The 23183-nt window shown below is 43.5% G+C and carries 25 protein-coding genes; 4 read left to right on the forward strand and 21 right to left on the reverse strand.

Annotated features, from left to right (window positions below; translation table 11 throughout):
- Positions 1–13: 13 nt before the first annotated feature.
- From rplI to M1K46_RS05160, 3 genes are read right to left on the reverse strand one after another with little or no spacing between them, the layout of a single operon-like run.
- Positions 14–457, reverse strand: coding sequence for a 50S ribosomal protein L9 (rplI, locus tag M1K46_RS05150; protein ID WP_053356332.1), 444 nt, complete (start codon positions 455–457; stop codon positions 14–16).
- Positions 454–2427 (reverse strand): DHH family phosphoesterase, encoded by a 1974-nt coding sequence (locus M1K46_RS05155; protein WP_256225198.1) that lies wholly within the window; start codon positions 2425–2427, stop codon positions 454–456. Before M1K46_RS05155 ends, rplI begins: the two co-directional genes overlap by 4 nt.
- A 17-nt stretch (positions 2428–2444) precedes the next feature.
- Positions 2445–3383, reverse strand: a complete 939-nt coding sequence (locus M1K46_RS05160) for a YybS family protein (protein ID WP_053356330.1) — start codon at positions 3381–3383, stop codon at positions 2445–2447.
- Positions 3384–3591: 208 nt separating this feature from the next.
- Here M1K46_RS05160 and M1K46_RS05165 point away from each other — a divergent pair, with 208 nt between their 5' ends.
- Complete coding sequence (locus M1K46_RS05165; RefSeq protein WP_053356329.1) at positions 3592–4035, forward strand: YtoQ family protein; 444 nt, start codon at positions 3592–3594, stop codon at positions 4033–4035.
- A gap of 328 nt (positions 4036–4363) precedes the next feature.
- Here M1K46_RS05165 and rpsR read toward each other — a convergent pair whose 3' ends face one another.
- The 6 genes from rpsR to M1K46_RS05195 all read right to left on the reverse strand — a co-directional run bounded on the left by rpsR (position 4364) and on the right by M1K46_RS05195 (position 8085).
- Entirely contained in the window at positions 4364–4597 is a 234-nt protein-coding gene (gene rpsR, locus M1K46_RS05170; protein WP_053356327.1) for a 30S ribosomal protein S18, read from the reverse strand.
- A 57-nt stretch (positions 4598–4654) separates the two neighbouring features.
- Positions 4655–5164 (reverse strand): single-stranded DNA-binding protein, encoded by a 510-nt coding sequence (gene ssb / locus M1K46_RS05175; protein ID WP_053356326.1) that lies wholly within the window; start codon positions 5162–5164, stop codon positions 4655–4657.
- A gap of 25 nt (positions 5165–5189) precedes the next feature.
- Complete coding sequence (rpsF, locus tag M1K46_RS05180) at positions 5190–5477, reverse strand: 30S ribosomal protein S6 (protein ID WP_053356325.1); 288 nt, start codon at positions 5475–5477, stop codon at positions 5190–5192.
- 183 nt (positions 5478–5660) lie between these two features.
- Positions 5661–6758 carry a redox-regulated ATPase YchF gene (ychF, locus tag M1K46_RS05185; RefSeq protein ID WP_062238068.1) on the reverse strand — a complete coding sequence of 366 codons (1098 nt, stop codon included), beginning with the start codon at positions 6756–6758 and terminating at the stop codon, positions 5661–5663.
- A 256-nt stretch (positions 6759–7014) separates the two neighbouring features.
- Positions 7015–7212 carry a DUF951 domain-containing protein gene (locus M1K46_RS05190; protein WP_053356323.1) on the reverse strand — a complete coding sequence of 66 codons (198 nt, stop codon included), beginning with the start codon at positions 7210–7212 and terminating at the stop codon, positions 7015–7017.
- Between the two features lie 75 nt (positions 7213–7287).
- Positions 7288–8085: a mechanosensitive ion channel family protein gene (locus tag M1K46_RS05195; protein ID WP_082316278.1), complete on the reverse strand. Its 798-nt coding sequence runs from the start codon at positions 8083–8085 to the stop codon at positions 7288–7290.
- Between the two features lie 403 nt (positions 8086–8488).
- On the opposite strand from M1K46_RS05195, the gene yyaC reads away from it, so the two are divergent.
- Entirely contained in the window at positions 8489–9112 is a 624-nt protein-coding gene (gene yyaC / locus M1K46_RS05200) for a spore protease YyaC (RefSeq protein ID WP_256225199.1), read from the forward strand.
- 32 nt (positions 9113–9144) lie between these two features.
- On the opposite strand, the gene M1K46_RS05205 is transcribed toward yyaC, so the two are convergent.
- The 12 genes from M1K46_RS05205 to rpmH form a co-directional block, all read right to left on the reverse strand.
- Complete coding sequence (locus M1K46_RS05205; RefSeq protein ID WP_256225200.1) at positions 9145–9879, reverse strand: DUF554 domain-containing protein; 735 nt, start codon at positions 9877–9879, stop codon at positions 9145–9147.
- A 408-nt stretch (positions 9880–10287) separates the two neighbouring features.
- On the reverse strand, positions 10288–11133 hold the full coding sequence (locus tag M1K46_RS05210) for a ParB/RepB/Spo0J family partition protein (RefSeq protein ID WP_256225201.1): 846 nt from the start codon (positions 11131–11133) through the stop codon (positions 10288–10290).
- Complete coding sequence (locus M1K46_RS05215; protein ID WP_053356319.1) at positions 11114–11887, reverse strand: ParA family protein; 774 nt, start codon at positions 11885–11887, stop codon at positions 11114–11116. Before M1K46_RS05215 ends, M1K46_RS05210 begins: the two co-directional genes overlap by 20 nt.
- A gap of 163 nt (positions 11888–12050) precedes the next feature.
- Positions 12051–12905, reverse strand: coding sequence for a nucleoid occlusion protein (gene noc, locus M1K46_RS05220; protein ID WP_053356318.1), 855 nt, complete (start codon positions 12903–12905; stop codon positions 12051–12053).
- Positions 12906–13041: 136 nt separating this feature from the next.
- Entirely contained in the window at positions 13042–13758 is a 717-nt protein-coding gene (gene rsmG / locus M1K46_RS05225) for a 16S rRNA (guanine(527)-N(7))-methyltransferase RsmG (protein WP_248254545.1), read from the reverse strand.
- Between the two features lie 16 nt (positions 13759–13774).
- Entirely contained in the window at positions 13775–15661 is a 1887-nt protein-coding gene (gene mnmG, locus M1K46_RS05230; protein WP_256225202.1) for a tRNA uridine-5-carboxymethylaminomethyl(34) synthesis enzyme MnmG, read from the reverse strand.
- 13 nt (positions 15662–15674) lie between these two features.
- Positions 15675–17051 (reverse strand): tRNA uridine-5-carboxymethylaminomethyl(34) synthesis GTPase MnmE, encoded by a 1377-nt coding sequence (gene mnmE / locus M1K46_RS05235; protein WP_053356315.1) that lies wholly within the window; start codon positions 17049–17051, stop codon positions 15675–15677.
- A 316-nt stretch (positions 17052–17367) separates the two neighbouring features.
- Complete coding sequence (jag, locus tag M1K46_RS05240) at positions 17368–17988, reverse strand: RNA-binding cell elongation regulator Jag/EloR (RefSeq protein ID WP_053356314.1); 621 nt, start codon at positions 17986–17988, stop codon at positions 17368–17370.
- On the reverse strand, positions 17985–18758 hold the full coding sequence (gene spoIIIJ / locus M1K46_RS05245; protein WP_256225203.1) for a YidC family membrane integrase SpoIIIJ: 774 nt from the start codon (positions 18756–18758) through the stop codon (positions 17985–17987). Before spoIIIJ ends, jag begins: the two co-directional genes overlap by 4 nt.
- A 28-nt stretch (positions 18759–18786) precedes the next feature.
- Positions 18787–19017 carry a membrane protein insertion efficiency factor YidD gene (gene yidD / locus M1K46_RS05250; RefSeq protein ID WP_053356312.1) on the reverse strand — a complete coding sequence of 77 codons (231 nt, stop codon included), beginning with the start codon at positions 19015–19017 and terminating at the stop codon, positions 18787–18789.
- The gene (rnpA, locus tag M1K46_RS05255; RefSeq protein ID WP_256225205.1) at positions 19014–19373 is read right to left on the reverse strand and encodes a ribonuclease P protein component; all 360 of its coding nucleotides are present in this window, start codon (positions 19371–19373) and stop codon (positions 19014–19016) included. The genes yidD and rnpA overlap by 4 nt, the downstream gene beginning before the upstream one ends.
- A 135-nt stretch (positions 19374–19508) precedes the next feature.
- Positions 19509–19643, reverse strand: a complete 135-nt coding sequence (rpmH, locus tag M1K46_RS05260) for a 50S ribosomal protein L34 (protein WP_007201576.1) — start codon at positions 19641–19643, stop codon at positions 19509–19511.
- 761 nt (positions 19644–20404) lie between these two features.
- Between rpmH and dnaA the strand changes: the two genes are divergently transcribed.
- Positions 20405–21757, forward strand: coding sequence for a chromosomal replication initiator protein DnaA (dnaA, locus tag M1K46_RS05265; protein WP_053356310.1), 1353 nt, complete (start codon positions 20405–20407; stop codon positions 21755–21757).
- A 213-nt stretch (positions 21758–21970) separates the two neighbouring features.
- Positions 21971–23113, forward strand: coding sequence for a DNA polymerase III subunit beta (gene dnaN / locus M1K46_RS05270; RefSeq protein ID WP_053356309.1), 1143 nt, complete (start codon positions 21971–21973; stop codon positions 23111–23113).
- The last annotated feature ends 70 nt before the right edge of the window (positions 23114–23183 follow it).

The raw sequence follows: 23183 nt of genomic DNA on the forward strand, positions 1-23183 counted from the left end.
CCAGTCATTCTGCTTATTCTTCAACTACATGTACTTTGATCGTACCAGTTACTTCAGGGTGAAGTTTAACGGGTACATCTGTATATCCTAAAGATCGGATCGGATTTGTCAGATCGATTTTTCGTTTATCGATGGTAATGTTCATTTTCTTTAGGCCGTCTGCAATTTGTTTGCTTGTGACGGATCCGAAGACACGGCCGCCCTCTCCTGACTTGGTTTTGAGTTCAACCGTCATTTCACCAAGCTTTTCTTTTAACTGCTTGGCTTCTTCCAGGACGGCTGCCGCTTTTTTCTCTTCGCTTTTCTTTTGGCCTTCTACGACGGAGAGAGCTCCTTTTGTCGCTTCAGTTGCAAGGTTGTTGGGCAATAAATAGTTTCGTGCATAGCCCTCGGAAACGTTTTTTATTTCCCCTTTTTTTCCTTTACCTTTAACATCCTTAAGAAAAACTACTTTCATTCTTCTTCTCCCCCTTCAAAATACTCGTCGATAATAGCTTTAAGTTTTTTCTCGGCGCTATCCAATGTTTCGTTCTCAAGCTGGCAGGCCGCATTGGTTAAGTGTCCGCCGCCTCCCAAGCATTCCATTATCATCTGCACGTTTACATCCCCCAGAGAACGGCCGCTTATGCTGATCTTTTGATCATGTCTTTTAGCAATAACGAAGGATGCGCTAACATCGTTCATGGAAAGCAGGATATCCGCAGCCTGTGCAATAAGCACCTGGCCGCATTCTTCGCTTGGCTCTGCTTTGGATATGACAATTCCATTTTTATAGGCTACAGCATTTTCAATCAGTTTTGAACGTTTGTTATAGGTTTCCAGATCTTCTTTTAGGAACTTCTGGACGAGTATGGTATCTGCTCCATGGGCCCTTAAGTAGGAGGCCGCATCAAACGTCCGTGAACCAGTGCGCAGTGTAAAGCTTTTCGTATCCACGATAATCCCCGCGAGCAGGGCAGTGGCTTCAAGCATACGCATTTTAAGCCGTTTAGGCTGATATTCCAGAAGCTCGGTCACCAGCTCTGCTGTAGAGGATGCATAAGGCTCCATATAGACGAGAACAGGATCTGCGATAAATTCCTCTCCGCGCCGGTGATGATCAATCACAACGACATGATCGAGCTTGGAAAGAAGACGCTCTTCCATGACCATCGATGGTTTGTGGGTATCCACGACAACCAGCAGCGTGCCGGCTGTTGAGATCTCAATCGCTTCTTCCGGTGTGATGAAATGTTTCCAAAGTGAGTCTGTACCTTTGATCTCATTCATCAACCGCTGGACACCAGTATCAAGATCAGATGTATCGAGCACGATATAACCATCTTTACCGTTGACCTGAGCCACTTTCAATATTCCCATCGCCGATCCCATAGAATCCATGTCAGGGCTTTTGTGGCCCATGATGATTACTTTGTCGCTGTCGAGAACAAGCTCGCTCAAGGCGTGGGATATCACACGTGCACGCACTCTCGTTCTTTTTTCCACAGGATTGGTCTTTCCGCCATAGAAACGGACTTTTCCATTCTGCTGTTTAATCGCCACCTGGTCTCCTCCGCGTCCCAGTGCCAGATCAAGACTCGATTGCGCCAGCTGTCCCAGCTCGGGCAATGCAGACGGTCCTGAGGCAACACCAACACTCAAGGTAAGAGGAACGTTTTCCTTTGTGGTCGAATCCCTTACTTCATCCAGGACGGAAAAGCGGTTTTTTTCAAGCTCACTTAAGATCCGCTGGTTGAAAACGGCCAAAAAGCGCTCTGAAGACGTGCGTTTTAAGAAGATTCCATGGTCATTGGCCCACTTGTTCAAAATGGAGGTGACCTTGGAGTTAATGCTGGAACGGAACTGGTCATCAAGTCCCTGTGTTACCTCTTCATAGTTATCAAGGTAGATGATCCCGAGGCATGTCTGTTCTTCTTCATACATCCGCTCAACTTCAATTTGCTCTGTAACATCAAAGAAATAGAGGAGCCGTTCCTCTTTTTTGAAATGGACTACAAACTTCCTTGATTTTAAGATTACGATTTCTTCAAGCGCATCACTTTTTATAAACGGCACTAAATCTTCGGAAATAAGATTAAGCGAGTGGCCGATAAAAGCCTCTTCTTCAACCCATGCCCCCATAAAAGGATTCGCCCATTCAATTTTATAATCTTCGTCATACAGAATGATTCCGATCGGCATTTCCATCAGAGCTTCTTCTCCGACCTTTTTGATGCGATGGGAGAGGGTGGAGATATAATCGCCCAACTCTTCCTGGAAAGAATTTTCGGCCCGCATTACGAAATAGAAGAGCAAGCCTAATAAAAGAAAACCAACTGCTCCAATTATCCATTGATAGTACGTAATGATGCTTACAAAAAGGACCGATATGACGAACAAGGCTATCACGGGATAACCATGCCACCGTTTTAATAAAAACTTAGGCATACTTTCAGCTCCTACTATCAGGTATTTATCCGTTTCTTTAATTCGAACCCTAAGTCAATTATACCTAAGAATTTAACGACTTCCATAAGAATTGGCAGAAAGGAGGAAGTAAATATTACTAGAACAGCTAGAAAAACGGGAAGGGCTTTGGGCCATTGCTTTTTCTTGGCATAACTAAAGATAACGGTAAGCCCTTGTACAACAAGTACGAGGGACAAAATAATATATAGATTAATCGTAAGAATGTAGAGTCCAGACCCATGTTCAGGCCTTGTTAAGGTCAAGACAAGGGCTAAAATATAATACCACAAAAATGATTTTGGAAACGACCACTCCCGGAACGGCGGAAACGTCCTGTATTCCATCCTCATTCTTTTTAATACAAGTGAAGCCAGCCACTGCGTCAATAATGTAGAGAGCACGGCTCCTATAATAATAGAGATCGGCAGCATATACGGAATCATAGCCACCTGTTCACGCAAAAGGTCAAGCCGCGCCGTTTCGGGGCCGCCATCTTTATAGAACTGTGCGGCTTGATCAATAATATCGTTAAATCGCCCCTGGGTTACTTTTACGAGATTAAAATGCAATAAATACTTAGCAAAGACAAGCAGCAAAAGCAGATTGAATATGCCGGCAAGGCTTCCGCCGAGCAGTACACCAAAGGCCGATTTTTTTCGCTTGTACAGTTCACCCATCACAATACCGGCAAAGCCTGAAGGAAATGCGTAGATGATGCCGCCGGCTCCCCCTATCACTCCGGATAACACAAGAGTAACTGCCCAGACTAGCAGCCCTGGTTTCCAGCCGTGTTTGAAAACAAACAGGATAATGGGCAAAGGCAGCAAAAAGAAAGTAAATGCACCGATCAGCGGCAGGTTTAGACTGATAATCATTAAAATAATGTAGACGCCGGCCATAACCGCTCCGTCTACGATTGTTGATGTTTTACGCATGGTTCACCTCTGGCTTTATTGCCTACGGTCTTTATTGTAGTAAATTATTTGCTGTAAATCCAATTATATTAATTAGCTTAACCCCATCGTGCCAAATAAAACATACACAACAGTATCTACCTTATCATGATGGCCGTTATAATGGAACCAGACAAACCGTTTACAGGCGGGCTGAATGCGGTATTCTAGATTTAGAGGAGGAGATAGCATGGAACTAACAGTATACTTGGCAGGTCAGATTCACGATGATTGGCGGGAACAGATCAAATCTCAGGCAAAAGAAATGAACCTTCCTTTAACCTTTGTTGGCCCGATGGAAGACCATGAACGGTCCGACAACATCGGAGAAGAGATCCTCGGCAAACAGCCGAACGCCATCTTTAAAGACGAAGCTGCATCAAGCATCAATAACCTGCGTACCGATATCTTGATCAACAAGGCGGATGTAGTGGTCGCTCTCTTCGGAGAAAAATACAAACAATGGAACACTGCCATGGATGCCGCCAGAGCAGCCTCGCTGCATAAGCCGCTCATTTTGATCAGGCCAGAAGCCCTTCACCATCCTTTAAAAGAACTGTCCAGCAAAGCCAGCCTCGTGGTGGAAACCCCTCAGCAGGCGATGCAGGCACTTTCCTACATCTTTGAAAGCTGAAAATGAAAATGAAAAAGCGGCCAAATCCTTGGATTTTTGCCGCTTTTTTTCATGTTATTGTGAAAGGCTCTTTTCTATAAGATTGTTGCTTAGGGAACCTTTTTGTAAAGAACATTCATTGATCAGTTGATTGGAGTGCAAGGGACGAGCGTGACAGGTGAAACCCGCAGGCGCAAGCGCCGGAGGGGTTCAGCGCACGCCCCGCGGAAAGCGAGCAACCTGAAACGGAAATCAACCACTCCCAAGAGCACCAAAGGTTACGAAAATAGCCTTGCGAAACAAAAAAACACAGTAAAGAGTAATCTTTACCGTGCTTCAAGACTGAATACTATTCAGTTACGTATGGTAATAGCGCCATGAAACGAGCACGTTTGATAGCACGAGTCAATTGACGTTGGTATTTAGCAGATGTTCCTGTCACACGACGAGGAAGAATCTTTCCGCGTTCTGATACGAAACGCTTAAGAAGATCTACATCTTTGTAGTCGATGTAAGTGATTTTGTTTACAGTGAAGAAACAAACCTTACGACGCTTTTGGCGTCCACCGCGACGTCCAGCCATGAGTATTTCCCTCCTTCTTGTTGAATTTTATATTTAGTCGATCACATATGTGTTGTCTTAGAATGGCAAATCGTCATCAGAGATGTCGATTGGAGTGCCGTCATTGGCAAATGGATCATCATTAAAGTTATTGCGCTTTTGGCTCTGCTGCTGTTGCTGCTGGCCATAACCGCGGTCACCTGATGGTCCGCCAAAGTTGTTCCCGCCCTGGCTTTGGTATTGCTGCTGTCCTCCGCCGGCGTTCGCATTCTTCGGCTCCAAGAATTGAACACTTTCTGCCATGACTTCGGTCACGTAAACACGCTGACCTTGGTTGTTATCATAAGAGCGTGTCTGAACGCGCCCGTCTACTCCGGCAAGTGACCCCTTCTTAAGGAAGTTAGCCACATTCTCAGCCGGCTTGCGCCAGATTACACAGTTGATGAAATCTGCTTCGCGTTCACCTTGCTGATTCGTAAATGCTCGATTTACTGCCAGTGTAAAGTTAGCAACAGCCACACCGTTTGGAGTATAGCGTAATTCCGGGTCCTTCGTTAAACGTCCAACAAGGATTACACGATTTAGCATAAGAACCTCTCCTCAAAGTTAAAAATTATCTCTCGTCTGCAATTGTCATGAAACGAAGAACATCTTCGTTGATCTTCATAAGACGGTCGAATTCATTGATCGCTTCAACAGGAGCATTTACGCTTAAAAGCGTATAATAGCCATCACGATGGTCGTTGATTTCATAAGCTAGACGCTTTTTACCCATTTCTTTCTCGTTAGCGATTTCCGCACCATTATCAGTAAGGATAGTCTTTGCTCTTTCTTTAACAGATGTAAGAGCATCCTCTTCAAGATTTGGACGGACGATGTACATGATTTCGTACTTTTTCATTCCGGTCACCTCCTTTTGGTCTAAACGGCCCAACAATAGGGCAAGGAGTAAACTATCAACATTTCAATAAAAATCGATAATTACTCACAATAAAGAATTATAGCAAAAACTCTAGCGAAACACAAGACATGAATAAAAAAAGGAAAAAGCATTCAGCTTTTTCCCGGATTCTATCTTTATCTATTAAACATTAAAGCGGAAGTGAACGACATCTCCGTCTTTCATTTCGTACTCTTTACCTTCCAGCCTTACTTTTCCTTTTTCCTTCGCTGCTGCCATGTTTCCAGCAGCCGTCAGATCATCATATGCTACAACTTCAGCACGGATGAACCCGCGTTCAAAGTCTGTATGGATGATCCCGGCACATTGCGGAGCTTTCATGCCTTTTCGGAATGTCCATGCACGGACCTCTTGAACTCCGGCTGTAAAATACGTAGCCAGGCCAAGCAATGAGTATGAAGCACGAATCAATTGATCAAGACCCGCTTCCTTGATGCCCAGCTCTTCCAAAAATGCTTTTTTCTCGTCGCCGTCAAGCTCTGCGATCTCTTCTTCGATCTTTGCACAGATAACGATAACCTCAGCATGTTCACGGGTAGCATATTCTCTTACCTTCTCTACATGCTCGTTTCCGCCTTCCAGCAAGTCTTCTTCACTTACATTCGCAGCATAAAGAATCGGTTTCATGGTCAGCAGATGCAGTCCATAAACGATTTTCTTTTCTTCCGGCGTAAGTTCGACGCTTCTTGCAGGCAATTCATTTAAAAGCGCATCCTTAATTTTTACAAGAACACTGAATTCAGCAACGGCTTCTTTGTCCTTTGACTTGGCCAGTTTCTCAACACGGACAATCCGCTTATCCACCGTCTCCATGTCTGCAAAAATCAATTCCAGATTGATGACTTCAATATCATCGATCGGATCGACTTTTCCGGAAACGTGAGTGATGTTTTCGTCTTCAAAACAGCGGACAACTTGAAGAATAGCGTCTACCTGGCGGATATGTGACAAGAACTTGTTTCCAAGTCCCTCACCTTTGCTCGCGCCTTTTACGATTCCGGCGATATCTGTAAATTCAAAGGCTGTCGGCACTACTTTTTTAGGCTGGACCATCTCGGTCAGCTTGTGCAGACGGTCATCCGGCACCTCAACAATTCCTACGTTCGGGTCAATCGTACAAAACGGATAGTTGGCTGATTCAGCCCCGGCTTGCGTGATGGCATTAAAAAGCGTCGATTTCCCTACATTGGGAAGACCGACAATCCCAGTTGTTAAAGCCATATATTCCACTCCTCATTGATCTCATCAATTTGATTATATATTTTGTCGTTCCATACTTGTTTGCACATCTTTCATAATTATAGGGTGTCAGCAGATAAAAAACAAGTTGAACCCGCCAAAGTAAGAAGAGCGGCAAGCCCACTGATAATTTCCAGCAAGAACTGGAGCTGGTAATCACTTCAATGCAAGCAAAAAAACAGAACCGGGTTTGCCGGTTCTGTTACTGATGTTTCACGTGGAACGCTGTGTCTGTCTCTTACTCCTGATGTGAAACGAGCACTTTTTTCAGTTTTTTAACAAAATCTTTTCTGGGGATCAAAACACTGTGCTGACATCCCATGCATTTGATTCGGATATCAGCCCCCATACGGATGATCTTCCAGCGGTTCGTACCACATGGGTGAGGTTTTTTCATTTCTACTTCGTCGTTTAAAAAAAATTCTTTACCTTCCAAGTTGTTCACTCCCCCAGACATTCGCTTTTTTTCTATTTTATAGAGAAAATCGTCTTGAGACAACGGCTTTATATATTAAGTCTCGGATACCGTAGTTTTGTGATAGGAAACCAGCTTCTGATAAGGCAATTCGATGCCTTCTTCATCCAGTTTGATCTTAATCGCTTTCTTGAGCTCTCTTGCCACTTTAAAATGTGTCATGGGAAGCACTTCGGCTGTTACCCTGATGACAATTTCGGTCGTGCCGACAGCCTGGATGCCAAGAACTTCTGGTTCAGCGACCATTTCAGGGTATTCTGGTGTTTTCTCTCTTACCACATCTTCAATGATTGCCTGGGCTTTGTCGATGTCTTCTTCATAAGCGATACTGACATCAACGACTGCGACACTGTTATGAATGGAAAAATTGGTCACTTCCATTATGGATGAGTTCGGAAGGATATGCAGCTCTCCTGTCCATTGTTTCAATTTGGTCGTACGAAGGCCGATCTCCTCGACGGTTCCTTCAAAGTTATTGATTCTCACAAAATCCCCTACCGCAAATTGCTGTTCAAAAATGATAAAGAATCCGGTAATTACGTCTTTCACCAGGTTCTGTGCGCCAAAACCGATGGCTAGTCCAACCACACCGGCACCTGCGAGCAATGCCTTCACATCTATATTGAATTCGCTCAAAATCATTAGCATAGCGATGAAATAAATAAGATAAGCTGCTACATTGTCTAAAAGCCGAATAAGTGTGTTCTCACGCCGCTCCGACATTCTAAGCGGGCTCTTCATTCGAATTTTAAAAACATTGGATATGGCTGCACGTACAATTTTCACGACAATGACAGAGCCAAAGATTATGGCGGCAATCTTAAGCACTTTCATGCCAAGGTTAATCCATAAATCTCCATTCCCTACCTGCTTATAAATATCCTCTGCCTGATGGATCACACTGAGTAGTTCCACTCGATTCCAACCTCCATAATGTTCTTAACTATGCATTAATGTACCCAATTTTGGTTGAACTTTCAACGAATAAAACTAATTCTTCTCTCAATCTGCACTGGTTAAAAAGAGGCCGAAGGGGGTATAAAACCCTTAACCCTAAATTAAGCAGTTTAGCTGCCAGGCAAATGTCAGTGCTTGCCACAGATATATTTTTTCAAAAAAAAACAGCTTGACCCCTTTCCCGCTTTAATAAAAAATGCATCTCGTAACCCGCTTCACAATGTATAGTATTGCCATTTAGTCCGTATACTGGTAGTAACATTTTAAAGGAGTGGATTCTATGTTCCTTAAAAGGAAGCTCGTTCCCGACAAGCTTTTTCAATATAAATTGCACCACGAGGAAAAAGATGCATGCATGGTCATTACTGAAAAAATTGGGAACCTTCTTCCTAACACGCAAACAACTCCCGTAGTGGTGGTTTGCATCGGGACAGATCGATCCACTGGCGATGCATTAGGTCCTCTTGTCGGCACTAAACTTCATGCGATAAAAGCATTTCCCTTCCATGTGTACGGAACACTGGATGAACCTGTTCACGCTGTAAACCTCTCAGACAAACTTAAAATGATTGAAAAAAATCATCCAAACGCTTATATCATCGGTATTGATGCCTGTCTTGGAAAACTGAATCATGTCGGGATGATCTCAATTGGAGATGGACCGGTTAAACCGGGAGCAGGCGTGAATAAAGAACTTCCTCCGGTAGGAGATATGCATATGACAGGAATTGTAAATGTCAGCGGATTCATGGAATATTTCGTACTTCAGAATACCCGGTTGAGCGTCGTCATGAAAATGGCCGAACTTATTGCAGATTCCCTTTATTTCGCCTCAATGAGCCATCAGGTAAAGAAGAATATTTCAACCCTTCCAATCAAAGACGATCTTTATAACATTCAATAAAAAAACTGTTCAGGATACCCTGAACAGCTTTTTTAAATTAAATTCCCGGCAAAACCAGAAAGCTTTTCCCAATAGTAAACGATACTAACGATGGTGATCGTAAAGAGAAGCGCAGGGAGGAGGTTGGCTACCCTTATTTTGGTTAATCCCAGGATATTCAAGCCAATGGCCAGAATCATGATCCCTCCTGTACCCGTAATTTCCACAATCATCTGCTTCATTAGATCAGCAGGGACGATTCGGTCGATCTGGGTAGCAAACAAGGCAATAATTCCTTGATACAGTATTACAGGAACGGCTGAAAATATCACACCGACTCCTAAAGCCGACGTAAAAAAGATAGCACAAAATCCATCGATCAGGGCTTTCGTATAGAGTACGGCATGGTCATGTCTTAGTCCGCTGTCCAGAGCACCTACAATGGACATTGCGCCTATGACAAAGACGAGGGTTGCTGTAACAAACGCATTTGCTATACCCCCTTTTTCTTTCCCGCCCAGCTTCTTTTCAAGCCAGTCGCCCAGTTGGCCAAGCTTTCCTTCAAGATCCAGCCGTTCGCCAAGAACGCCTCCGATGGCAAGACTGGCAATCACGATTAAAAACTGTTTGCTTTTCAGCCCCATGCCGATTCCGAGAATAATGACTGCAAGCCCCATCGCCTGCATGATCGTCACTTTTGTTTTTTCGGGTATATTCCGCCAGAACAAGCCAAGCAGGCTTCCGATTACTATTGCAAGGCCGTTTACCAAAGTCCCTAATAATGCCAATGTCTTTCCCGCCTTTTCATCTAATGTACAAGCTGCGTTTTCAAGCTTAAAATCTAAGTCTGTTTTCGTAACCTTTGTTGCCTTAGGAGTGGTTGATTTCCGTTACAGGATTCTCGCTTTCCGCGGGGCGTGCGCTGAGCCTTACCGGCGCCAGCGCCTACTTTCTCGGCGCAAGCGCCTGTGGGTCTCACCTGTCCCGCTTCCCCCGCAGGACAAGGAAGGCTTCGGCAGCGTTATATCGCACGAAGAAAATGTGAAATTCATTTTCGAGGAGTCTCGCACCTTCCACTCCAATCAACATAGCAATGAAGGCTATTTGTGAAAATGTTCCAAAAGCCACAATCTTTTAGAAAAGAACCTTTAGAAAAGAGCCAAATCAAAAAAAAGTAAAACCACCGTATGATGGTTTTACTGCTTTCCGATCAGATCCAAAATCCTCTCCAAATCTTCATCAGAGAAAAACTCAATTTCTATCTTGCCCTTCCGCTTCGTTCGTTTGATAGAAACAGAGGTGCCAAAATGATCACGGAGGTTCGATTCTTTTTCAATCAAGAAGATGTTTTTCTCCTGATTTTTTTTCGTTGTTTCACGTGAAACATTCTGATTGACCTGCTGAATCAGCTTCTCAAGCTGGCGGACGTTCATTTTGTCGTTTAAGCACTTCTCAACAACAGCCTGCATTTTTGCTTTCTTTTTCAAACCAAGCAGTGCTCTGCCATGCCCCATAGACAATGCGCCTTTTGACAGCATGTCCTGAACGGGCTCAGGAAGCTGCAATAAGCGGACAAAATTAGCAATATGGGGTCTGCTTTTGCCTACCCGCCCTGCAAGTTCTTCCTGAGTGAGTTTGAGGTGCTCCATCAGCTTTTGATAAGCCTGAGCTTCTTCAATCGGATTAAGATCTTCACGCTGCAGGTTCTCGATGAGGGCGATCTCCATCATCTTCTGCTCTGTAAATTCACGGACGATAACAGGCATTGTTTTCAGCCCAGCTTCTTTAGCAGCTCTGAAACGCCGTTCACCTACTACAATCTCATAACCCTTGATGCTTTTTCTTGCAATAATAGGCTGCAGAACTCCGTGCTCCTTAATTGAGTCGCTTAATTCTGCAATGGCTGACTCACTGAATACTTTCCTCGGTTGATAGGGGTTGGGGCGCAATTCCTTTACGTTAATTTCAGTAACAGCATCCTCTTTTTCAAGTTCTGTACCCGGAAAGAATGCATTGATTCCTTTACCTAACCCTTTCGCCACTGCCAATCACTTCCTTTGCTAATTCTAAATAAACCTCTGCACCTCTGGATTTAGGATCGTAAATGATAATCGGTTTTCCATGGCTTGGCGCTTCAGAAAGTCGAACGTTTCTTGGAATAATGGTCGTATAGACTTTATCCTGAAAGTACTTTTTCACTTCTTCAATTACCTGAATTCCTAAATTGGTTCTGGCATCAAGCATTGTCAAAAGCACTCCGGCAATCATCAGGTCCGTATTCAAATGCTTTTGCACTAGCCTGACAGTGTTTAACAGCTGGCTCAGACCTTCCAGCGCGTAATATTCACATTGCACCGGAATGAGCACTGCATCCGCTGCGGTAAGTGAATTGATCGTCAGCAATCCCAAAGAGGGAGGACAGTCGATGATAATGAAATCATATTGGCTGCTGACCGAAGAAAGAGCTCTTTTCAGTCTGACTTCCCTGGAAATCGTCGGCACCAGCTCAATTTCTGCACCTGCCAGCTGTATCGTAGAGGGCAATATATGTAATCCTTCACAAATCGTTTCTAAAATGATGTCCTTCACTTCTGCATCGTCAACAAGTACGTTATAGATACATTGATCAATATCGCCTTTGTCAACTCCCACACCGCTAGTAGCATTCCCCTGTGGGTCTATATCAACAAGTAAAACCTTTTTGCCGAAATAAGCCAGGCATGCTCCGAGGTTTACGGATGTAGTTGTTTTTCCAACACCACCCTTTTGATTGGCAATTGCAATGGTTTTAGCCACGATGACACCTACCTCAATTCTTTACGAGAGTTCATTTCCTTTATCATATCATGAATATCTGCATTTTCTTATGGAAATCTATCAAAAAAAAACAGAAAAAGTTTTTTATAAGAGAACATAATAAAAAGCCCTTCTCACATCAAAATAAGAAGGGCTTTTTGCATTATTTTTTCGGAATTCTAATAGTGAACTGATAGAATTCTTCGTGATCTTCTTCTTCCGTGTTAATCGTCAATCCGCTCTTTAATACCATGTCGACAGATTGTCTGACCGTATTAATGGCAAGCCGAGTATCTTTACTGAAAGATTTTCTCTTTGCGACAGGCTTTTTCTCGGTATTTTCCCCTTCGATCATCCGTTTCACACGTTCTTCTGTCTGTTTTACATTCAGATGCTTCTCTAAAATTTCCTGCAGGACCGCTTCCTGTTTGTCTGGAGTTTTTAAAATGATGAGAGCTCTTGCATGCCGTTCTGTGATCTGCTTCAACAATAATGCATCCTGGATAGGCTGGGGAAGTTTCAGCAGCCGGAGCTTGTTGGCGACCGTAGATTGGCCTTTTCCAAGTTTCTGAGCAAGACTCTCTTGGGTAAGGCCGTGGATTTCAAGAAGTTTTGCATAAGCCATAGCTTCCTCAATGGCTGTCAGCTCTTCCCTCTGCAGGTTCTCGATCAGTGCAACAGAGGCTGTCTGTGAGTCATCAAATTCCTTTATAATAGCTGGAATCGTCTCCCAGCCCAGTTTTTGTACTGCCCTCCACCGCCGTTCACCGGCGATGATCTCATAAGTTTGGTCTCCCGCTGACCTGACAACAATCGGCTGGATGATCCCATGAGTCTCAATCGTTTGGGATAACTCTTCAATTCTTTCATCTATAAAAACGGTACGAGGCTGGAATTGATTCGGATGGATATCTTTGACCTGGAGTTGCAGTATTTCTTCATTTTCGTTCTTCTCTTCAGCTTCAGCTGTCTGATTTTTCTCACCGATGCCGAATAAGCGTGAAAAAGGATGTTTCATATGAATGACACCACCTTTTGTTATCTATCTTAGATTTTCGCTCTGTCCATCAGTTTTCCTGCCAGATTTTGAAATTTCTTTGTTCCTCGCGGGATATGTAGACCGGATGTTTCACGTGAAACATTCGGCTTATGAATCAGGAAAGAGGATTCTTATTTGGCGTCCCAGGCTTTCTTGGGTATTTCTTTGGTGTGGTTTTTACTTTATCCACCAGAACGATGTATCTGTCACTGTTCTCAACCGGAAGCTTAAAGGAATAAACATCTTTTACGCTGCCGCCCAGCATTTGAACGGCTTTTTTGCTGTCCTTCATTTCGTCCGGAAGCTGTGAGCCTTTCATAGCAAGGAAATGGCCTCCCTTTTTAACAAGGGGAAGACAAAGCTCGCTCAATACCGACATCCTGGCAACCGCGCGGGCCATGACAAGATCATAAGCCTCTCTTATCTCTGGGCGGTGTCCGAACGTTTCTGCACGGTCATGATACAACGAAATATCGGTTAATTCCAGTTTTTTTGAAAGGTGTTCTAAGAAAGTGATTCTCTTCTGCAGCGAATCACAGATCGAGAGCTTAATTTGCGGAAAACAGATTTTCAGCGGAATTCCCGGAAAACCCGCTCCTGCACCTACATCACACACCGTTAACTCCTGATTAAAATCGAAATAGAAGGCTGCTGATAAAGAATCATAAAAGTGTTTTAAGTACACTTCTTCTTTATCCGTAATAGCTGTTAAGTTCATTTTCTCATTCCACTCGACCAGGATATGAAAATAGTCTTCGAACTGCTGGAGCTGGCGGGGAGAAAGGCTGATACCCTTCTCTGCCAACTTTTCTTGAAAGGTTGTAATATTCATTTTGTCCTCCAAAAACTTAACGTGCAAGCTTAGCTAGTTTCCCTTGCTCCAGGTAAACAAGCAAAATCGAAATATCCGCAGGGTTTACTCCCGACACCCGTGATGCCTGTCCTACTGATAGAGGACGGACTTCAAGCAGTTTTTGTTTAGCTTCAGTAGCCAGGCCGTTGATTGCACCGTAGTCCAGATCCACTGGAAGTTTTTTGTTTTCCATCTTTCTCATCCGGTCAACCTGTGCAAGCTGCTTATCGATATAACCTGCATATTTCACTTGAATTTCAACCTGCTCGGCAATAACTTCGTCCACAGGCGTTTCAGAAGGATGGATTTGAGCCACTACATCGTAGGTAATTTCGGGTCTCTTCAGGAGCGTCGCTCCTGTCATTGGCTCTTTAAGCGGGGAGCTTTTTGCCCCCTCAAGAATTTCCTGAACTTCAGGCGACGGTTTGACTGTCAAATGCTCCAAACGGTCGATTTCCTGTTTGATCTTTTCTCGCTTTTCAACAAAACGGTCATAACGCTCTTGAGGAATTAATCCAATTTCATATCCCTTTTCCGTCAGCCTGAGGTCTGCATTATCATGACGGAGAAGCAGACGGTATTCTGCACGAGATGTAAGAAGACGGTAGGGTTCATTTGTCCCTTTTGTAATCAGGTCATCAATCAGCACACCAATATAGGCATCTGATCTGCTGAGAATAAGCGGTTCTTTGTTTTGAACTTTTAAAGCCGCGTTGATCCCTGCCATAACCCCTTGGCCTGCAGCTTCTTCATAGCCGCTCGTTCCGTTCAGCTGGCCGGCAGTGAAAAGCCCTTCGACGTTCTTCGTTTCAAGGGACGGCCATAGCTGTGTCGGTACGATGGCATCATATTCAATTGCATAGCCTGCACGCATTAATTCCGCTTTTTCCAATCCTGGAATAGTCGAAAGAATTTTTCGCTGAACATCTTCAGGCAAGCTCGTCGAAAGTCCTTGAACATACACTTCTTCCGTATTTCTTCCCTCAGGCTCTAAAAAGATCTGATGGCGCGGCTTGTCATTGAAACGCACGATCTTATCTTCAATAGACGGGCAATAACGCGGGCCTGTACCCTCAATCATCCCTGAATACATAGGTGAACGGTGAAGGTTTCCATTAATGAGTTCATGAGTTTCAGGACTGGTATAGGTCAGCCAGCATGGAAGCTGGTCTGTAATATACTTCGTTGTTTCATATGAAAAAGCACGGGGTACTTCATCACCTGGTTGAATTTCCGTCACGGAATAATCAATGGTTTTGCTGTTCACGCGCGGAGGAGTACCTGTTTTGAAACGGACCATCTGAAAACCAAGCTCTTGAAGATGGTATGACAAGTTAACGGATGGCTGCATGTTATTCGGTCCGCTTTCATAGGACAGCTCACCGATAATAATCTTGCCTCTTAAGTAAGTTCCCGTCGTCAGAACAACAGCTGAAGCATGATATTCCGCTCCGGTTTTCGTAACGACACCTTTACAGACGCCGTCCTCGATCAAGAGACGTTCCACCATACCTTGTCTTAAGGTAAGATGCTCCGTGTTTTCCATCGTTCTTTTCATTTCGTTCTGGTACAGAAATTTATCGGCCTGGGCACGCAAAGCACGTACAGCCGGGCCTTTACCTGTATTCAGCATTCGCATCTGAATGTGTGTTTTATCAATATTCCGGGCCATTTCTCCACCAAGAGCGTCAAGCTCCCGGACGACAATCCCTTTGGCAGGACCGCCGACCGATGGATTGCACGGCATATAGGCAATGGTATCTAAGTTAAGGGTTAAACACAGAGTTTCTGCCCCCATTCTTGCCGAAGCAAGTGCGGCTTCAACCCCTGCGTGGCCTGCTCCGACAACAATGACATCGAACCGGCCTGCATCATATCCCATTTTTCTTCCTCCTTTATTTCCCTAAGCAGAACTGGGAGAACAATTGGTCAATTAAACTCTCGGAAACCGTATCTCCAATAATCTCACCGAGAATCTCCCAAGCCCTGGTAATATCAATCTGAACCATATCGATCGGCAGGTTCAAATCTATTCCGTTTAACGCTTCATCTATATGGTGAATGGTTTGCTGCAAAAGGGCAATATGCCTTGAATTGGAAACATACGTCATATCCTGTGACTCGATGCCTCCCTGGAAGAAAAGCTGAGCGATCCCTTCTTCAAGCAAGTCCACTCCTTCTTCGTCAAGGAGAGAAGTGGTGATTACAGGATGTTGTCCTGCCAATTCTTTTACCCTGTCCATTTCTATTTCTTGTTTAAGGTCTGTTTTGTTGACGATCACAATAACATCAAGCCCTTTTACTGCTTCAAAAAGATTCTCGTCTTCTTGGGACAAAGGTTCGTTATTATTGACTACAAGTAAAATAAGATCTGATTCCTTAAGGACTTTTCGCGATTTTTCAACGCCGATTCGTTCAACGATATCTTCAGTTTCACGGATTCCTGCTGTATCAACAAGGCGAAGGGGAACTCCTCTTACATTCACGTATTCCTCAATCACATCGCGGGTCGTTCCGGCAACATCTGTTACGATGGCTTTGTTTTCATGAACGAGCGCATTCATCAGCGAGGATTTTCCGACGTTGGGGCGGCCGATAATAGCGGTAGACAGGCCTTCACGCAAAATCTTCCCTTGCTGTGCTGTAGTCAGGATCTTATCTACTTCCTGTTTAACAAACGTCAATTTCTCGTTCAAAAGGGAATGAGTCATTTCCTCTGCATCGTATTCCGGATAGTCAATGTTCACTTCGACATGTGCAATGGTCTCCAGCAGTGTCTGCCTTAGTTTTCCGACCAGCTTGGATAACCGCCCTTCCATCTGGTTAAGCGCCACGTTCATCGCCCGGTCTGTTTTAGCACGGATCAAATCCATAACCGCTTCAGCCTGGGACAGGTCAATCCTGCCGTTCAAAAAGGCGCGTTTTGTAAATTCGCCTGGTTCAGCCAGTCTTGCACCATTGTTGAGTACCAGCTGAAGTACACGGTTTACAGAAACAATACCCCCGTGGCAGTTGATCTCAACCACATCTTCCCTCGTAAAGGTACGAGGACCTTTCATGACCGAAACCATGACCTCCTCAACAGGTTCCCCCGTTTTTGGTTCAATGAGTTTGCCGTAATGAATCGTATGTGACTCCACTTCCTGAAGCATCTTTTTCCCTTTATATATAGAATCGGCAATGGCTATAGCCTCACTGCCACTCAATCGTACAATGGCTATAGCACCTTCCCCCATCGGTGTGGAAATGGCCGTAATTGTATCGTATTCCATCCTTCTCACCTCTCTTTGAAACCCAAAACATACTGTATCTATTGTATTATTTCCTTTATTTGTGTTTCTAACATATCCACAGTGGATAACTTCCCTGAAAAAAACAGACATAATTATCCACAATACCTTTTAGTTTAACCTAGCAGGGATATAAAAGGCAATGAAAAAAGCCGGGTGTTTTGTTAATTTTGGCGGGTATCTTCCTTTTCAAACCAGGATCCAGCTTCAGTGTCCAATGACGAAAAGAAACTATTTCGTCTTAGGTCGTTTCAGCTTTTCCAACTAAAAAACTCCGGGCATCAGCCCGGAGCAGATCTTACTTTTTCAAGGGGCGGATGATGACCTTGCGGAATGGCTCTGCCCCTTCAGAAGTAGTTTCTATTTTTTTATTGTTTCGCAGTGCCATATGTATGGCTTTTCTTTCGTTGGAAGGCATCGGTTCGAGTGCTACTCCTTTACCAGTCGCCGAAACTTTTTGAGCTGTATGGACAGCCAGTCTTTCAAGCGATTCGCGGCGTCGTTCTCTGTAATTTTCTGCATCAATGATGATGCGGAGATAGCGGCTCGAGTGATTATTGGCTACAAGATTGGTCAGGTACTGAAGGGAGTTAAGGGTCTGTCCCCTTTTTCCGATCAAAATGGCAATCTTTTCACCCGTTAATTCCAAGATGATTTCTTCCCGCGTTTCTTTCAGTGAAATGGTAACAGGCACACCCATTTTATCGGTGACTTCCTGTAAAAAAGCAACAGCCAGCTTTACCGGGTCTGGTTTAAGAGAGACTTCTATTAAAGCTGGTTTTCCGCCAAAACCCAAAAACCCTCTTTTAGATTCTTCGAGTACTTTTACCTCAACCTCTTCTTTAGAAGCATGAAGCTCGGCCAATGCTGTGGAAACTGCTTCTTCAACTGTTTTTCCCGTTACCTTTATCTGTTTCACTTTTTAGCTCCCCTATCAATTTCATTTTTCTTATTCTTTTTCGGGGCTGTAATAAAATAAGTCTGTACGATCATAAATAAGTTACCAATTACCCAGTAGAGTGATAATGCTGCAGGGAAATTAATCGCAAAAACAACAATCATGATCGGCATGATATAAAGAAGCATTTTCATTTGCGGGTTCGGGTTGTCCGTGCCGCCCATCATAATTTTCTGCTGAAGGAAGGTGGTAAGACCCGCAACAACAGGCAAGATATAATAAGGGTCATGCACACCTAAATCGAACCATAGGAAGCTGTGATTCTTAATTTCCTGAGTACGCATAATCGCATGGTAAAAACCAAGCAGGATCGGCATCTGAATCAGCAATGGCAGACAGCCCGCCAAAGGGTTAACCCCTTGGGATTGGAACAGCTGCATTGTTTCCTGCTGAAGCTTCTGCTGCGTTGTTGCATCTTTGGAACTGTATTTCTCACGCAGTTTTTGAAGTTCTGGCTGGATGTTTTGCATAGCTTTCGAACTTCTTGTCTGCTGAATCATGAGCGGCAGCAAAGCCAAACGAATAAGAATCGTTACAACCACAATGGACAGACCATAGTTGTTGCCCATCATTTCAGCAAACTGTGTAATAACCCATGAGAGCGGATAAACAAAATATTCATCCCAAAATCCGGTACTTTCGGGGGTAATCGGCGTTTTAGTCGAGCTGCAGCCAGATAACAGTACCATTAAACTGACTAAGGCAAACATAATTCCTAATTTCTTTCGCACTCCTCATCCTCCTTAAAGCGTTGTTTCTTTATTTTCGGCGATTCTTTCTTTCAGGCACAGGATCAATTCCGCCTGGATGGAAAGGATGGCATTTTAATATACGTTTTAAAGTCAGCCAGGTTCCTTTGATTGCTCCAAATCGCTGAATTGCTTCAATTCCATAGGTCGAACATGTGGGATAAAACCGGCAAGTTGGCGGAGTCATTGGGGAAATAAATCGCTGGTAAAAACGGATGATCAAAATAAAAAGCCGTTTCATTTTCGCCTTCCCTTAGACTGTCTGATCGAACCGGCTCGCTGTAAAACGTGTAGAAGGCTTTTTTCCATCTCAAAAAAATCCATATCTGCTGTTGGATTTCTGGCAATAATGATGTAATCTCTTCCGGATGTAATCTCTTTTTCATGCTTCATGAAGATTTCTTTGACCACACGCTTTATCCGGTTCCGGGTCACCGCATTTCCCACCCGCTTGCTGACTGATAATCCAAGCCGCAGATGAGGCTGATCGCTTTTTTCCAGCGCATATATTACAAATTGGCGATTGGCAGACGATTTTCCTCTTTTAAATACTTCTTGAAATTCTTCATTTTTCTTGATGCGCTTTTTCTTTTCCATCCGGCAACACTCCACCTGGATCTGATACGGCTTATTTATTCATTCAATTACTATTAACAGTATCGGTTACTTATTTTAATCTAAACTGATTTCTGCTATTCCTACATCAGAAAAAAGACCACTGATGTCAGTGGCCTATGCAGATAATACTTTTCTTCCTTTTTGGCGGCGGCGAGCAAGAACTTTACGGCCGTTCTTAGTTGCCATACGCGCACGAAAACCATGTACTTTCTTACGTTTACGGTTATTTGGTTGGAACGTTGGTTTCATTATATATTACACCTCCCTGAGGATATATCAAAAAAGACAGTCTAAGTAAGTATAAGGATGCTACCCTCGATTTGTCAAGTCTTCACAGAATTTAATTATAAAAACAGGAAAACTCCCCAGAGTAAAACTTTTGCTGATCCGTACGGCAGTTTTCGTTTTCATCCCCCCTGTGGATACTTTTTTCGACACTTTTTTCATTATCCACACCCTTTATCGACAAGTTTTACACAAAATCTAGTGCTGTGGACAACATCCGTACACAAGTTGTAGGGGTTGTGGATAAGTACGAAAAACACATTGCATTCATGGGATTTATTTGTTATGATTGTTGTGTTTTAACTCGTTGATAACTTCATGCGACAATGTTTTTATCCACAGCGTGTGGATAAAGTTGTGGACAGTTTAAAATTGATGTTTATAAGGTTGTCCACATCCTCTGTATGACTTATCTTATACTGGTTTTCTACTATATTAATAGATTGTGCACTTTTGCTGTGAATAGTATATTTATTCGATTATATACATATCGCTGTACAAGGCTTGAACAACATCAAGCGTTTTGTGAAAAGTGCCTTTATAAGCCTCAAGATGAACCTTTACCCGCGACGGCTATTTTATGATTGGAACATCAAATCTGGTTTCACTCATTAAAAATTGCCCTCGACTGTCTTGAGGTTTTCTTTCGCGCTGCCTTTGAATTTAAGCTGTACGCAAGGAAGAAAAAGCCTCGTTTATATAAATATTTTTAGGAGGGACAGTTGGTGGAAAATATTAATGACCTATGGAACAAAGCACTGGCTGCCATGGAAAAGAAGGTCAGCAAGCCCAGCTTTGAGACATGGTTGAAGTCCACAGCGGCACATGCACTGCAAAATGATACGCTTATCATTACTGCACCGAACGAGTTTGCCCGCGACTGGCTGGAATCCCGTTATTCCACCCTGATCTCGGAAACCCTTCAGGATGTAACCGGTGCTGCGCTGGATGTCAAATTCATCATTCCTCAAAATCAGATGGAAGAAGAAGTTGACCTTGAAAAAGTGTTAAAGAAAACACAAAAAGTAAATGTAGAGCAGCAAGAAGAAGTGAAACAAAGCATGCTGAATCCGAAGTACACATTTGACCGGTTCGTTATCGGGTCAGGGAACCGATTCGCCCATGCTGCTTCTCTAGCGGTGGCTGAAGCTCCCGCCAAAGCCTATAATCCTTTGTTTATCTATGGAGGCGTAGGTTTGGGGAAGACCCACTTGATGCATGCGATCGGCCATTATGTGATCGACCATAAACCCAATGCCAAAGTGGCGTATTTGTCCTCTGAAAAGTTTACAAATGAGTTCATTAACTCGATCCGTGACAACAAAACTGTCGAATTTAGAAATAAATTCAGGAGTGTTGACGTTCTATTGATTGATGATATTCAGTTTTTGGCGGGAAAAGAACAGACTCAGGAAGAATTTTTCCATACGTTCAACGCTCTTCATGAAGAAAGCAAGCAGATTGTTATTTCAAGTGACCGTCCTCCAAAAGAGATTCCTACATTAGAGGACAGGCTCCGTTCCCGTTTTGAATGGGGGCTGATTACAGATATCACTCCGCCGGACCTTGAGACGAGAATTGCGATTCTGCGTAAAAAAGCGAAAGCAGAAGGATTGGACATTCCAAATGAAGTGATGCTTTACATCGCGAATCAAATCGACACCAACATCCGTGAACTGGAAGGTGCTTTGATCCGTGTTGTTGCCTATTCTTCTCTTATAAACCAGGATATGAATGCGGATCTGGCAGCAGAGGCATTGAAGGACATCATTCCTTCCTCTAAACCGCGTATGATCACGATTCATCATATTCAAGAGATTGTCGGCAGGCATTATAATATCAAGCTTGAAGATTTCACTGCCAAGAAGAGGACAAAGTCTGTTGCCTTTCCTCGACAGATCGCCATGTATCTCGCAAGGGAGCTGACCGACAATTCACTGCCTAAGATCGGCGAAGAATTTGGGGGAAGGGACCATACGACTGTCCTGCACGCTCATGAGAAAATTTCAAACTTAATGGTTTCCGACCAGCTGCTGCAAAAGAATATCAAGGAAATTCACGATCAGTTAAAATCGTAGTGCCTCTATAAGCACCTGTTTTTGCTGTGAATACTGTGAATAACCGGTACATGCTTATACACAGTCTGTCCACATGTGGATAGGCTGTTCTTCCTTTAACTTTTTGCAGTTATCCACAGATTCACAGGCCCTACTATTACTACGACTATTTTTTATTTAAAAAAATGAATAATATAACACAATTTCAAAATGAAAATGTTCAGGGGGATGACGATGAAATTTCAAATTAACCGAAGCCAGCTAATTGAAGGTGTTCAAGATGTAATGAAGGCCGTTTCTTCACGAACAACGATACCAATTTTGACAGGGATCAAAATGGACGTACATAGTGAAGGAATGACATTAACCGGCAGTGATTCCGATATATCCATTGAACGTTTGATTCCTATGGAAGAGAACGGAACTGTCAATTTAGAAGTTCAAAAACCAGGAAGTATCGTGCTGCAAGCAAGGTATTTCTCTGAAATCGTTAAAAAACTGCCAAATGATACGGTTGAAATCGAAGTCGGAGAACGTTTTGAAACAAAGCTTCGTTCGGGAGCATCCGAATTCAGCCTGGTTGGCCTGGATCCTGAGGAATATCCTCGCCTTCCTCAGATTGAAGAACAAAATGTGTTCAGTATTCAAGGAGATCTGCTTCGCCAAATTATCAGGCAAACTGTCTTCGCGGTGTCCACGTCAGAAACACGCCCTATATTAACTGGGGTGAACATCAAGCTTGAGGATGGCGTATTAAGCTGTGTAGCAACAGACAGCCATCGCCTCGCACTGCGCACAGCAAGAATTGAGAGCAACACGGAAGAATTATCGTTCCAGAATGTTGTCATTCCAGGTAAAAGCCTGAATGAACTTTCGAAGATCGTAGAAGAATCCAGTGAACTGGTTCAAATCGTTGTGACCGATAATCAAGTACTGTTCAAAACGAAGAATACATTGTTCTTCTCCCGCCTGCTTGACGGCAATTATCCTGATACGAGCAAGCTGCTTCCCAGTGAGAGCAAAACAACACTCGGATTATCTACGAAAGATTTCCTGCAGGCGATTGACCGAGCCTCCCTTTTAGCAAGAGAGGGCAGAAATAATGTGGTCAAGCTGGCCACATTGGATAACCAGACAGTCGAGATCTCTTCCAACTCACCGGAAATCGGAAAAGTTTACGAGAATGTCATCACTGAATCGATGGAGGGAGAAGAACTTAAGATTTCGTTCAACGCGAAGTATATGATTGATGCCCTTAAAGCGATGGATTGTACAGAAATTAAAGTCTTGTTTACAGGTGCTATGCGGCCGTTCCTTATCACACCTGTAGAAAATGAGACAGTTAAACAGCTCATTCTTCCTGTCAGAACGTATTAAGAACATAAATAACGCATAAAAAGCTGCTGGTCTTTATCCGGCAGCTTTTATGCCTTTTCATAAAGAGGAT

Source organism: Fictibacillus sp. WQ 8-8, from assembly GCF_024494405.1.
Lineage (GTDB): Bacteria > Bacillota > Bacilli > Bacillales > Fictibacillaceae > Fictibacillus_C > Fictibacillus_C marinisediminis.

Coding starts and splice junctions, on each gene's coding strand:
- M1K46_RS05160 (WP_053356330.1), bottom strand. CDS start 3,383: ATGCGTAAAACATCAACAATCGTAGACGGAGCGGTTATGGCCGGCGTC.
- rsmG (WP_248254545.1), bottom strand. CDS start 13,758: ATGAATATTACAACCTTTCAAGAAAAGTTGGCAGAGAAGGGTATCAGC.
- dnaN (WP_053356309.1), top strand. CDS start 21,971: ATGAAATTTCAAATTAACCGAAGCCAGCTAATTGAAGGTGTTCAAGAT.
- rpmH (WP_007201576.1), bottom strand. CDS start 19,643: ATGAAACCAACGTTCCAACCAAATAACCGTAAACGTAAGAAAGTACAT.
- noc (WP_053356318.1), bottom strand. CDS start 12,905: ATGAAACATCCTTTTTCACGCTTATTCGGCATCGGTGAGAAAAATCAG.
- M1K46_RS05155 (WP_256225198.1), bottom strand. CDS start 2,427: ATGCCTAAGTTTTTATTAAAACGGTGGCATGGTTATCCCGTGATAGCC.
- ssb (WP_053356326.1), bottom strand. CDS start 5,164: ATGCTAAATCGTGTAATCCTTGTTGGACGTTTAACGAAGGACCCGGAA.
- rpsF (WP_053356325.1), bottom strand. CDS start 5,477: ATGAAAAAGTACGAAATCATGTACATCGTCCGTCCAAATCTTGAAGAG.
- mnmE (WP_053356315.1), bottom strand. CDS start 17,051: ATGGAATACGATACAATTACGGCCATTTCCACACCGATGGGGGAAGGT.
- rplI (WP_053356332.1), bottom strand. CDS start 457: ATGAAAGTAGTTTTTCTTAAGGATGTTAAAGGTAAAGGAAAAAAAGGG.
- ychF (WP_062238068.1), bottom strand. CDS start 6,758: ATGGCTTTAACAACTGGGATTGTCGGTCTTCCCAATGTAGGGAAATCG.
- rnpA (WP_256225205.1), bottom strand. CDS start 19,373: ATGGAAAAGAAAAAGCGCATCAAGAAAAATGAAGAATTTCAAGAAGTA.
- mnmG (WP_256225202.1), bottom strand. CDS start 15,661: ATGGGATATGATGCAGGCCGGTTCGATGTCATTGTTGTCGGAGCAGGC.
- rpsR (WP_053356327.1), bottom strand. CDS start 4,597: ATGGCTGGACGTCGCGGTGGACGCCAAAAGCGTCGTAAGGTTTGTTTC.
- yidD (WP_053356312.1), bottom strand. CDS start 19,017: ATGAAACGGCTTTTTATTTTGATCATCCGTTTTTACCAGCGATTTATT.
- yyaC (WP_256225199.1), top strand. CDS start 8,489: ATGTTCCTTAAAAGGAAGCTCGTTCCCGACAAGCTTTTTCAATATAAA.
- M1K46_RS05165 (WP_053356329.1), top strand. CDS start 3,592: ATGGAACTAACAGTATACTTGGCAGGTCAGATTCACGATGATTGGCGG.
- M1K46_RS05195 (WP_082316278.1), bottom strand. CDS start 8,085: ATGAAAGTGCTTAAGATTGCCGCCATAATCTTTGGCTCTGTCATTGTC.